Below are 11,088 nucleotides of genomic sequence, written 5' to 3' on the forward strand. Positions count from 1 at the left end.
CCACTACATGTGAAGCACTATGGGCGGAGTGGTCGTAGGTCCGGTGGATTCGGTGCGGCCAGGGCCCTATTTCTCGACGAACGGGACAGGTTTGCGCAAGCTCAGCTACTTCATCGCGGCATCCATCGACGGCTTCATCGGAGCCCCCGGCGGCGCGGCGGACTTCTTCACGGACTTCGTACGGGGTGACTTCCTGGAGTACCTCAGCAAGGAGGTCCCGGACACCCTGCCCACGGCGGCACGCCAGGCGTTCGGGGTGGATGCCGCGCCGAACACCGAGTACGACACGATCATCCAGGGGCGTGCCAGCTATCAGCTGGCCCTGGACATCGGGATCACCAGCCCGTACGCCCATCTGCGGGAGTACGTGGCCTCCCGCAGCATCGGCCGGTCGCCCGACCCGAACGTGCGGATCGTCTCCGGCGACCTGGTGGCCGCCGTCGGGGAGCTGAAGCGGGAGGAAGGGCTCGGCATCTATCTCTGTGGTGGTGCGGATCTCGCCGGGCAGCTCAGGGACGAGGTCGATGAGCTGGTCATCAAGACCTATCCGGTGGTGCTGGGCGCGGGAATGCCGATGTTCGCGGCGGACTTCCGGGTGGATGAGTTCACGCTCGAATCCCTGCGCTCCTTCGACAACGGGGTGGTCGTCAGGAAGTACCGCAGAATCCGTTGACCGCCGGACTGTCCGGACTGCCCGAATCGCCATATCCTGGGGGTATGGGCAGCGATGGACCTCGGACCGTCCGCAGCCCGCAGGCCGAGTATCGATGCCCGGCGTGCGGACAGCCTGTCGGTACCGTCATCACACGACGTAAGACGCTCGGGGCGTTCATCCCCTCCTGGGGACCCGGCCCGTGCCACAACCCCGCCTGCCGTGAGTACGCGGAGCGGCCGGGTGAGCGCCCTGAAGGGGAGCCTGGCGCGGCCGTCGGCAACGCCTGAGCCATCCCTGCTGTTCGGGGCGGTGCGCACTACCGCTACAGTCCGCGCCATGTCATCGGAGTCGACTGAAGTCTGGGCGGGCTGGTACCGCGACCGACGTGGCGCGGAAGCGGTCACGATCGCGGCGCACGGACGGCAACTGCGCACACGTATCAGGGGTGTTGAGTACGAAGGGGTGGCGTTCGCCGCCCTGGAGGCCGTAGGAGCGGAGGGAGTGCTCTCCTCCTGCGTACTGGAGTGGGACATACCGCTGCCCATCCACGCGGACGGCACGGTGGGGCGGGGCACGCTGAGCTGTCTGCTCACGCTCGGTGAACTACGCCCCGAGGGTTCGCTCGATCGGGCGGACCTCAATCTGATCCTGCACTACGGCGGGGCGGCGTATGAGTCCGGTGTCGCCGGAGGCGACTTCGACGACGCGCTCGACCGTATCCAGAAGCAGCTTCCGTACGGTGCCGAACTGGGGGAGCACGCGCCGGCCGGGGCCGCCTGATCTCGCGCCGCCCGCGCCCCTGAGGGGGCTTCTCCGGGCGGACCGAGGGGCGCCCCGCCGACTGTGGCGGGACGCCCCTCGTCCGATGCGCCGATGCGCCCGATGTGCCGATGCGCCAACGCACCGATACGTCGATGCGCCGATCAATGGAGCTGGACCGTCAGGACGCCCGGGCGATCGCCGAGGCCAGGCCCCTGGCCCAGATGCTGTTCACCCGGGCGCGCTCACGGGCGTCCGGGTTGGCGTTCCGGCAGGACGGGCCGGGGCCGCCGCCCGACATCAGTTCGCTGCACGGCCCCCGGTAGTTGTCCGGCAGACCGAGGACGTGCCCGGTCTCATGGGTGGTGACCCGGGTGGAGTCGTACTGCTGGTTCTGCCGGTAGTCGAGGAAGATATAGCCGCGTCCCCGGCCGTCCGTGCTCGCGTACGAGCCACGCGCGTCATTGCCCTCGTAGTAACGGAAGCTGGGGTTACTGCCTTCCTGGAGCTTCACATTGGAGACCGAGCTGTTCCAGATCTGGGTGGAGCGGGCTATCTGGCCCCGGAAGCTGGGCGCGCCCGAGGCGTTGTAGGTGACCGTGACCACCCGGGCGCCCGGGTTGGCGGCGCGCTTCTCGGCGACCGATTTCACCACGGCCTCGAAGAAGGCCCTGGTCGCCCTGGTGTCCTCGGCGGACCCCTCGTAGGCGACGTGCGAGGGGACGGCCGCGGTGGGGGAGTCCGCCATCGTGGCGGCGCTCGCGGGTACGGTGCCGAGGGCGGCCGCGAGGCTGAGGCCGACTCCGGCGAGAGCGGCCGAGAACGCGGCTCTGCGGTGACGTGTGGGGGGTGTGTGGGGCATGTGGGGGCTCCTACTCGTCCGATGAACGGGTTCGGTAGGGCAGAGTCTCGGGGAGGTGCCCCCGGGCGCGGATGATGCCAACTGGCGATAGCCCCACGGCATCACCGGGGCGGCGACCCCCTCCGGCCGAGGTGTCTCCGCATCCCGGCGGGTCCGGCCGAGGTGTCTCCGCATCCCCGGCCCCGGTCCGGGCGCGACCGGCAGAGCGCCTCGGGCAGAGCACCTCCGGCAGAGCACCTCCGGCCGAGGCCGGGATCTGTACGGCGCCCTGTCCCGTCCGTCCCCCTGTGCCCGAACTGTGTGTCTGGTGTGGCAGTTGGTGCGGTCCTACCCTCAGGGCATGGAGTTGGAGGTGAGACATCTGCGTGCGCTGTGTGCCATCGCCGACACGGGCAGCCTGCACAAGGCGGCCCGCAGGCTGGGCGTCAGCCAGCCGTCCCTGACGACTCAGCTGCGCCGGATCGAGAACTCCCTCGGCGCGGAACTGTTCTGGCGGGAGCGCACCGGCTGCCGGCCGACCCCGGTGGGCCGGGCCGTGCTGATGAGGGCGAGGCCGCTGGTGGCGGACATGGCCGCCCTCGTGGTCGAGGCCAAGTCCGCCGCCGCCCGGACGGGGGGACCCCGGCTGCGTATCGGCTCCACCGCCAGCAGCGCGCTCCCCGGCTGGCTCGGCCGGCTCCGGCGGCGGCTGCCCGGCACCGATATCTCGCTGCGTATGGACGTCTCCGCCAACGCCCTGCTGAGGATGGTCGCCGCCGGTCTGCTCGATGTCGCCTTTGTCCATGAGGTGGAGGGCTGTCCGCTGCTGGTGCCCGAAGGGCTCCACGCGCGCGTCCTGGTCGAGCGCGAGCCGCAGTTCGTCTCCCTGGCGAGCGGCCATCCGGCCGCCGGGGCACCCGTCGTGGAACTCGCCGATCTGGCCGGTGACCGGTGGATCGTCGATCCCACGGTGGACGGCGAATGGGACGGACTGCGCCGGGTGCTGCTCGCCGCCGGGCTCAACCCGCCCGTACTGCACGGGGATTACCACACCGCCGCGTCCCTGATCGCTGCCGGTGAGGCCGTCGCGCCCTGCCAGCCGACCTCCTGCCCGCGCGGGGACATGGCGATCCGTCCCCTGCGCGGCGATCCCCTCGCCGTACGGCTGCTGCTGTTCTCACCGCCCGGGACCCGGGATTCGTACGACGGCGTCTACGCCGATCTGGCGTCGGCCTACCGGGAGGCGGCGTCCCGCGCGGCCGAGTACCGCGCCTGGCTGCTGCGCCACCAGAGCCCGCTGCCGCCGACGTCCGTGGCCTGACCCGGCGGACGGCCTGACCTCGCGGACGGCCTGACCTCGCGGACGGCCTGACCTCGCGGACGTCCGGGGCCCGTGCCTGCCTGATCCCCTCGGCTCGCCGGTCCGGTTCGGCCCGCACTCCGGACAGTCACGGCCGGCCCGGCGGCCTCCGGGGGGTGTCGGAACGGGAAGGGGCGGTAGCTGCTGACGCAGCACCGAGTCAGCGAGCGGGCTCTGGCCGTCGCCGTGCGAGGGTCAGGGCTCTCGTCGGCCTGGAGTTGGCCTGGAGTTGGCCCGGGGGGCGGCGAAGGCGGCTTGCGCCGCCTCGACGATCACTCCTCGGCGGTCAACCCTTGCAGTGGGCCGGAGGCCAGGACTCTGGTGACGAAGTTCGCCAACTGTGCCCGCAGTTTTTCCCGCGGAATGCGCTCTTCTCCGGCCAGGTGCTCGACGAGGTCGGCTCGCGTGGTGGCGAGCAGGGCGTGGGCGGTGAAGTCGCTGTCGGTCAGGCCGGGGATCTGCTCCAGTACGGCTTGGAGCAGGCTGTGCCACCGCTCGTAGTGCTCCACCTGGTACGGGCTGCCGCTCCCGCTTTCCTCCAGGGCCAGCGCGAGGCGCCGGTTGTCGAGTTTGAAGCAGAGGACGGCATCGAGCAGGGCGGGTACGCGATCCCCCGGTGGGGTCGTGGGTCCCAGGGGCGGTGGGCCGGCCTCGACGGCCTGCCTGATCGGTTCGAGCCGTGCCTCGTACAGCGCGCGGAGCAGCCCGGCGCGATCGCCGAAGGCCCGGAAGAGCGTGCCCTTGCCTACGCCGGCCACTGAAGCGACGTCGGCCATGGTGATGTCAGCGGGACTTTCACGGCGGGCGAAAAGGGCGTCGGCGGCTGCGAGCACGGCCTCCCGGTTACGGACGGCGTCTTTGCGGGACTTGCGCTCGGGCATGCTGCTCCTCCATTTGCAAAACGGACCCGTGGTCCGTATCGTCAAAACCGGACCCAGGGTCCGTATTCTAGAGCTGGAGGATACCCATGTCCGCACCGACTTCTCCGGCGGATCTGTACCGCCACAGCCTGCGACTGCTGCTCGACAAGAACATTCCCGCGTGGGTCGCCCTGTGGGCCGAGGACGGCCTCATGGAGTTCCCCTTCGCTCCCGACGGCTGGCCCCGGCGTCTGGAGGGGAAGGAGGCCGTCGCCGCCTATATGCGGCACTACCCCGACCACATCGACCTGCATGACTTCCCCGACCTGCGGATCCACCGGACCACCGATCCGGAGACCATCGTGGTCGAGATGCGCGGCGTCGGCCGCCTGGTGGAGAGCGACGCTCCCTTCGACATGACCTACATCGCCGTCGTGACCGTTCGAGACGGGCACATCACCTCCTACCGCGACTACTGGAACCCCCTCGCCGTCCAGGAACCCGGCACCGACTTCACCGGGAGCAGCCGATGACCACCGCCGGTACCACGCTGGTCATCGGCGCCACCGGTACCACCGGCAGCCGCACCGCCGCGCAGCTGACGGCCGCGGGCCACCGCGTCAAAGCCGCCAGCCGCCGGGCCGCCCCGGTCGCCGGCGCCGAGCCGGTCCCCTTCGACTGGTACGACCCCGCCTCTCACGCACCCGCCCTTGACGGCGTTGACCGCGTCTACCTCATACCGCCCGTGGGCGACTCCGATCCTGCGGCGATCATGCTGCCGTTCCTGCGTCAGGCCCGCACTGTCGGCGTGCACCGCGCGGTACTGCTGAGCTCCTCGGCCATCCCCGAGGGCGGCCCGGCGGTGGGAACGGTGCACCAGGCCCTGCCCGATCTGTTCGAACAGTGGGCGGTGCTGCGGCCCTCGTGGTTCATGCAGAACTTCACCGGCACGCACGCGCACGCCGTGAGCATCCGCGACGAGGGCATCATCCGGACCGCCACCGGAATTGGCCGGGTCGGCTTCGTCGACGCCGAGGACATCGCGGCCGTCGCCGTGCGCGCTCTGACCGACGAGCAAGCCCCCAACACCGATCTCGTCCTCACCGGACCCGAGGCACTCAGCCACGACGACATCGCCGCGATCATCACCGAGGTCACCGACCGGCCCGTGGTCCACCGCCGTCTGTCCTGCGAGCAGATGCGCGATCGCCTCACGGCGCAGGTGCCGGTGGAGTTCGCCGCCATGCTGGCCGGCATGGACCGTGCCATCGCCGAAGGGGCGGAGGACCGCGTCACCGACACCGTCCACCGTCTCACCGGCCGGCCCCCGCGCACCTTCCGGGCCCTCCTTGAGAGGGAGACGCGATGACTGTTCCAGCTCGCCGGGCGACGGCTCCGTGGCGAACCGCCCATAGCGGGCCTCTTGCTCAGCAGACAGGTACTCAACAGGCACGCCGAGGACCACTAAGCCCGCTGACCAGGCAAAACGAGTACGTCACCGAACCGGAACCAAGATCGCTCCGCTGCCGCTGATCTCCGTTCGGATGCTCCCCGGGGGCCACGGCCGCGTCCGTGCCGGGCTCAGCCCGCGCGGACCCCGCCGAGCAGGGAGCGGGCCTGTTCGCGTGCCGTGCCGAGCGCGTCCGGGAAGATGCCCAGGCCGTGGGCGACCAGGGCGCCCTCGTGGAGGAGCATCAGGGTCCGGCCGAGGCTCTCGTCACCCGCGAGATCGGTGAGGAGGGCGAGCATCCAGGCTTTCTGGCCGGTGATGACGGCGTACGCGGGGTGGCCCGGGTCGCTGATCTCGGCGTGGGCGTTGACCATGCTGCAACCGCGTGCGCTGTGCTCGGCGGCCCAGTCGCGGGAGGCGTTGAACACCGCGAGCACGCGCGCGCCGGCGGCCGGGCCCGCCGCTTCGAGGCGCTCGGCGAGAAAGGCCCGCCACCGCTCGTCGCGGGCGGCCAGGTACTCCACGACGAGCTGCTCCTTGGAGCCGAACCGGTCGTAGAGCGTCTTCTTGGTGACCCCGGCCTCGGCGGCGATCAGATCGACGCCGACGGCGTGGATACCGCGCTCGTAGAACAGCCGGGACGCGGCCTCCAGGACGCGGTGGGCGCCGGGGGTCATCGTGATGCGGTGCGGAGCTGCCATGGCGTCGAGTATACCGATCTGTATAGTGGGGAGAGGTAAACCGATCTGTTTACTCGGTCGTCCTCAGGAGCGATACCCGATGAACGTCCTGCTCGCCGCCGCCTTCGTCCTCTGCTGGAGCTCCGGATTCATCGGCGCCAAACTCGGCGCGGGCGACGCGGACGCCGTGACCGTGCTGGTGTGGCGGTTCCTGCCGCTGGCCGTCGTGCTCGCGCTGGTGTCCGCCGTCTTCGCCCGGATGTCCTGGCGCGGTCTCACCGCACGCGCCGTGGGCCGCCAGGCCGTCATCGGGGCGCTGTCGCAGAGCGGCTATCTGCTCACCGTGTACTGGGCGATCCAGCTCGGCGTCTCCAGCGGCACCACCGCGCTGATCGACGGTACGCAGCCGCTGGTCGCGGGCGCGCTGGCCGGGCCGCTGCTGCGGCAGTACGTCTCCGGGCGCCAGTGGCTGGGTCTCGTGCTGGGGGTGGCGGGCGTCGCCGTCGTCACGCTCGCCGATGTGAGCGCCGCCGACGGGGTGCCGGTCTGGGCGTACGGCGTGCCGTTCATCGGGATGCTCTCGCTGGTCGCGGCGACGTTCCTGGAGGGCCGTACGCGTACCGCCGTCGCCCCCTCCGTCGCGATGACGATCCACTGCGCGACCAGCGCCGTCGTCTTCACCGTGCTCGCGCTGGCGCTCGGGACCGGTGCCCCGCCCGCCGACGGGACCTTCTGGCTGGCCGTCGGCTGGCTGGTGGTCTTCGCGACCTTCGGCGGGTACGGGCTGTACTGGCTGGTGCTGCGGCGCTCCGGCGTGACCCGGGTGAACACACTGATGTTCCTGATGGCGCCCGTGACCGCCGTCTGGGGCGCGCTGATGTTCGGCGAACCGCTCGGGGTGCAGACGGCGGTGGGACTGGCGCTGGGGCTCGCCGCGGTGGCGATCGTGTACGGGGGCGGCGCCAGGGGCGGTGCCGTACGGTCCTCGCGTCCGGTGAGGGGACGGGGCGATCCCGCGCACCGCCGGGCAGCGGCACAGCGGCGTACGGCCCCCGCGTCCGGTGAGGGGACGCGGGGGCCGTGAGGGGTGTATCAGCCGGTTCGGGCAGTTCGGCCGGTTCGGGCAGTTCAGGCAGTTCGGTCGGTTCGGACGGCCGGAGCGGGATGCTTGAGGTCACCACTTCGGAACGTCAGAGTGACGTCACTTCAGATAGACCAGCCCGTCGGTCGTGACGGTGGGCCGTCCCGTCGTGCCGACGACCACGATCTTCACGGTGTGCTTGGCGCTGGTGGCCCAGGTCTTCGCCCAGATCGCGTCCCGGTACTTCGTCGTCGCCGACTTCAGATCGACGGTCGCGGCCTTGACACCGTCCACATAGACATGGGCCTGCCCGGAGGTCGACGCGCGCGACACCGCCCAGGCGACCGAACGACCGGTGAAGGTCCAGGTCAGCGAGGCGTTCCTGGCGCCGCTTGAGTACGACTTGCCACCGAGGTAGCTGGTGGACGACTTGGTGGTCCAGCTTCCGGACCTGACGGCCGAGGTCTCCTGGAGGATGACCGGGGTGCCGGTGACCGAGGCGGTGCCCGTGTTGCCCGCCCGGTCGTACGCGGTCAGCGGCCAGGCCGTGGCGACAGCGGACTTGGCGGTGTGCGCGGCGCTCGTGACGGTCGGGCCGTAGGTCTTGGCCACCGGGGCGGTGAGCCGGACCTCCTTCAGCGCCGAGGCGTCCGCCGCCTTCCAGCTCAGGGTGAGCGGGACGGCGGTGGTGTTCACCGTGCCGGTGCGCAGCGCCAGCGCCGGCTTGGTGGTGAAGGTGGGCGCGGTGGTGTCGGCGACGACCGTGGTGGCCGCCGTGATCGCCGTCCGGCCGGACTGGTGCACGGCCCGGACCTGGACCTTGCGGGTGCCCGCCGGCAGCGTCGCCTTGGCGGAGGTGGCGGTGCCCGGCGCGGTGGCGACGACTCGGCCGTCGACCAGCAGTTCGTACTTGGAGATCAGCGCGTTCGGGGTGGTGGCCGACCAGTTCGCCGTGATGGCGCCCTTGGTGTAGTACGTGGTGCCCGAGAGCGCCGCGCCCGTCACGGAGGTGAGCTTCAGTCCGGCGACGGGTCCGCCCGCCCAGCTCCGTACCGTCGGGAGCTTGTCCCAGAACGCCTTGCCCGGGCACAGGGTGTTGTAGACATCGCGGTGGCCGTGGATGGCCGGGCGGCTCACCGCGTCACCCTTCCGCCACGAGACGCCGGAGTAGTTGGTGCCGTTGTCGCCGGCCGTGAGGGTCGCCGTGCCGGTCGGGTCGACACCGTACTGGCCCAGCTTCCACGCGGCGATCCGGGCGACCGAGGTCATCGCGGCCTGCGTGGGAGGCGCGGCGGTGTACTCGCCGAGGACGGAGACGCCGGTGGTCTCGGAGTTGAAGCCATAGGCGTGCGCGCCCATCACCGGTTGGTCCACACCGCCCTTGCGGCCCTCGTAGACGGTGCCGCACTTGTCGACCAGGAAGTTGTAGCCGATGTCTTTCCACAGCTTCTGCTGGACGTGGTAGGTGTATATGCCCCGCACCACCGCGGGAGCCTCGGCGCAGGTGTAGTTGTTGGACGCGGCGGTGTGGTGCACCACCACGGCCTTGATCTTTCCGCCGGGCAGATAGCCGGGCGCCTCCGGGCTGATCGTTTCGTCAGCGCCCCAGCCGGCCCGTGAGGTGATCGGCGGCTTGGGCACGCTGGACGGCGGACCCGGCGGCAGGGAGGCGGAGGCGGACGGGGTCGGTGCCGACGGGGACGAGGGCGTCGACGGCGGCGGAGCCGTGCTGGCCGTCGGCGGGGCGGCGGTCGGCGCGCTCGTCGACGGTTCGGTGGACGGGGCCGGCGGTGTCGTCGGCGTGCTCGGCACGGAAGGCTCGACCGGCGGCGGGCCGGACGGCGTCGACGGGGCACCGGACGGCTCCGTGGGCGTCGTCGTGACCGGGGTCGGGTCGACGGCGAACGCCGCGGGTGCCATCCCCGAGACCTTTCCGCTGCCCGGGTCGACCATGTCCAGCCGCAGCCCCTTGGGCAGCGCCCCGGACTTGCCGTTCACCCGGACCTCGACCCCGTCGGACGGTCCCACCCACGCGGGTTCGGTACCGCCGCGCGCGGACTCGGCCTCGCCCGGTCCGCTCTCGTCGTCCAGTTTCAGCCAGTTGGACCAGGTGCCGGAGTCCGATGCCCGGGTCCGTACCTCCACCGTCCCGGCGACGCGCGCGCCGGGGTCCGTCCAGGTGACACCGAGCAGGCTGAACGGCTCGGTGTCCCGCTTCCCCAACTGCGCCGATGTGCCCTTCACCTCCAGGGCCGCCGTCCGTGCCGCACCGCGGACCGGACCCGGCTCGCTGTCGTCACCGGCTCCCCTGACCGGCTCACCGGTCACCCCTTGAACCACCAGAACCCCGGCGACTCCCGCGGCCACTACTGTGGCCGCCCCCACCCAACGACGAGCGCTCATACCGGCTCGGACATCCTTCCCAGGAAACAAGCAGGGGGATTTCCATCGGATCCATCGGAAACCCCCGCGAAATCAGCAGCACATGGAGTGCGCATGGGGCGCAAGGTATCGGAGTTGAGTGCGGGACTCGCGACCGGGGCAGGTGATAACGGCCGTGATAGCTCGTTTCCCGCCTATTCGGAGCTTCCCGGGGGTTCGGTCCGTCCCGGGGGTGCGGTGGGTCCGGGGGGTTCGGTCCGTCCCGGGGGTGCGGGGGGTCCTGGAGGCCCGTCGCGTCCCGGGGGCCGGTCGCGTCCCGTCGGCCCATCGCGTCCCGTCGGCCCGTCGCTTCCCGGGCGCTCGTCCAGCAGCAGATACAGCAGGCCGACAAGGCTGCCACCGCTGACGATCTGGCGCCGGTCGATCATTCCCCGGATCTCGGCGAGCGGAATCCACTCGATACGGTCCGACTCGTTCAGCTCGGTCGGCGGACCGGCGTAGACCGCGCCGTCGGCCCGGAAGACATGGTGCTCGGAGTCCGTGATGCCGTTGGCCGGCTGCGCGTACACCAGCGGCCTCAGCGCCGTCACCCGCCAGCCGGTCTCCTCCTCGACCTCCCGGGCCGCGGTCCGCTCGGGCGTCTCGTCCGCCTCGATCAGGCCCATCGGCAGCTCCCACCCCCAGGTGTCCGTGATGAACCGGTGCCGCCACATCATCAGCACCCGCCGCCGGTCGTCGACCACGGCGGCGACCGCCAGATGCCGCATCCGTACGACATGGTGGTGGAAGCGCCGGCCGTCCGGCTGCTGGACGTCCGCCAGCCACAGGTTGACCCAGGGGTTGTCGTAGATCTGCCGCTCCCCGTGGACCGTCCACCGCATGAGCCCAACTCCTCCGCCGCGCAGCGCCTGTTCAGCCTCGGGGGCCACTGTCTCCTGCCCTGACCGAGACTTCCTATTTGTCGCTCACCCGGGCGGCCTACGATCGAAGCGCCGTAGCGCCCATCCGCCTCCCAACGGC

Annotated in this window: 10 protein-coding genes and 1 pseudogene; 6 read left to right on the top strand and 5 right to left on the bottom strand. The window is 71.0% G+C overall.

All coding sequences use genetic code 11. The features are described from left to right. Window positions 1–91 precede the first annotated feature (91 nt). On the top strand, window positions 92–673 hold the full coding sequence (locus ACWF94_RS20925; RefSeq protein WP_453490300.1) for a dihydrofolate reductase family protein: 582 nt from the start codon (window positions 92–94) through the stop codon (window positions 671–673). 318 nt (window positions 674–991) lie between these two features. Then, window positions 992–1,435 (top strand): DUF6304 family protein, encoded by a 444-nt coding sequence (locus ACWF94_RS20930; RefSeq protein ID WP_453490303.1) that lies wholly within the window; start codon window positions 992–994, stop codon window positions 1,433–1,435. Between the two features lie 160 nt (window positions 1,436–1,595). On the opposite strand, the gene snpA is transcribed toward ACWF94_RS20930, so the two are convergent. Then, window positions 1,596–2,276 (bottom strand): snapalysin, encoded by a 681-nt coding sequence (gene snpA, locus ACWF94_RS20935; protein ID WP_453490305.1) that lies wholly within the window; start codon window positions 2,274–2,276, stop codon window positions 1,596–1,598. 340 nt (window positions 2,277–2,616) lie between these two features. On the opposite strand from snpA, the gene ACWF94_RS20940 reads away from it, so the two are divergent. Next, a complete protein-coding gene (locus ACWF94_RS20940; protein WP_453490308.1) occupies window positions 2,617–3,576 on the top strand; it encodes a LysR family transcriptional regulator in 960 nt (319 codons plus the stop codon). Between the two features lie 311 nt (window positions 3,577–3,887). Here the strand turns inward: ACWF94_RS20940 and ACWF94_RS20945 are convergent, their stop codons facing one another. After that, the gene (locus ACWF94_RS20945) at window positions 3,888–4,496 is read right to left on the bottom strand and encodes a TetR/AcrR family transcriptional regulator (protein ID WP_453490311.1); all 609 of its coding nucleotides are present in this window, start codon (window positions 4,494–4,496) and stop codon (window positions 3,888–3,890) included. Window positions 4,497–4,582: 86 nt separating this feature from the next. On the opposite strand from ACWF94_RS20945, the gene ACWF94_RS20950 reads away from it, so the two are divergent. Both ACWF94_RS20950 and ACWF94_RS20955 read left to right on the top strand, forming a co-directional pair. Beyond that, a complete protein-coding gene (locus ACWF94_RS20950; RefSeq protein WP_453490314.1) occupies window positions 4,583–5,008 on the top strand; it encodes a nuclear transport factor 2 family protein in 426 nt (141 codons plus the stop codon). Beyond that, complete coding sequence (locus tag ACWF94_RS20955; RefSeq protein ID WP_453490317.1) at window positions 5,005–5,844, top strand: NmrA family NAD(P)-binding protein; 840 nt, start codon at window positions 5,005–5,007, stop codon at window positions 5,842–5,844. Before ACWF94_RS20950 ends, ACWF94_RS20955 begins: the two co-directional genes overlap by 4 nt. Before the next feature lie 212 nt (window positions 5,845–6,056). Here the strand turns inward: ACWF94_RS20955 and ACWF94_RS20960 are convergent, their stop codons facing one another. After that, on the bottom strand, window positions 6,057–6,626 hold the full coding sequence (locus ACWF94_RS20960; RefSeq protein WP_453490320.1) for a TetR/AcrR family transcriptional regulator: 570 nt from the start codon (window positions 6,624–6,626) through the stop codon (window positions 6,057–6,059). A gap of 79 nt (window positions 6,627–6,705) precedes the next feature. Here ACWF94_RS20960 and ACWF94_RS20965 point away from each other — a divergent pair, with 79 nt between their 5' ends. Beyond that, window positions 6,706–7,689, top strand: a complete 984-nt coding sequence (locus ACWF94_RS20965) for a DMT family transporter (RefSeq protein WP_453490323.1) — start codon at window positions 6,706–6,708, stop codon at window positions 7,687–7,689. Window positions 7,690–7,806: 117 nt separating this feature from the next. Here ACWF94_RS20965 and ACWF94_RS20970 read toward each other — a convergent pair whose 3' ends face one another. Next, window positions 7,807–10,089, bottom strand: coding sequence for an N-acetylmuramoyl-L-alanine amidase (locus tag ACWF94_RS20970; RefSeq protein ID WP_453490326.1), 2,283 nt, complete (start codon window positions 10,087–10,089; stop codon window positions 7,807–7,809). A 326-nt stretch (window positions 10,090–10,415) separates the two neighbouring features. Then, window positions 10,416–10,949, bottom strand: a pseudogene (locus ACWF94_RS20975) (NUDIX hydrolase); the annotation flags it as partial. Between the last annotated feature and the right edge of the window lie 139 nt (window positions 10,950–11,088).

The organism is Streptomyces sp. NPDC055078 (assembly GCF_053607985.1).

Bases quoted from the DNA above. Each gene is read 5' to 3' on its own strand.
- ACWF94_RS20930 (WP_453490303.1), top strand. From the start codon at position 992: ATGTCATCGGAGTCGACTGAAGTCTGGGCGGGCTGGTACCGCGACCGA.
- snpA (WP_453490305.1), bottom strand. From the start codon at position 2,276: ATGCCCCACACACCCCCCACACGTCACCGCAGAGCCGCGTTCTCGGCC.
- ACWF94_RS20940 (WP_453490308.1), top strand. From the start codon at position 2,617: ATGGAGTTGGAGGTGAGACATCTGCGTGCGCTGTGTGCCATCGCCGAC.
- ACWF94_RS20945 (WP_453490311.1), bottom strand. From the start codon at position 4,496: ATGCCCGAGCGCAAGTCCCGCAAAGACGCCGTCCGTAACCGGGAGGCC.
- ACWF94_RS20950 (WP_453490314.1), top strand. From the start codon at position 4,583: ATGTCCGCACCGACTTCTCCGGCGGATCTGTACCGCCACAGCCTGCGA.
- ACWF94_RS20955 (WP_453490317.1), top strand. From the start codon at position 5,005: ATGACCACCGCCGGTACCACGCTGGTCATCGGCGCCACCGGTACCACC.
- ACWF94_RS20960 (WP_453490320.1), bottom strand. From the start codon at position 6,626: ATGGCAGCTCCGCACCGCATCACGATGACCCCCGGCGCCCACCGCGTC.
- ACWF94_RS20965 (WP_453490323.1), top strand. From the start codon at position 6,706: ATGAACGTCCTGCTCGCCGCCGCCTTCGTCCTCTGCTGGAGCTCCGGA.
- ACWF94_RS20970 (WP_453490326.1), bottom strand. From the start codon at position 10,089: ATGAGCGCTCGTCGTTGGGTGGGGGCGGCCACAGTAGTGGCCGCGGGA.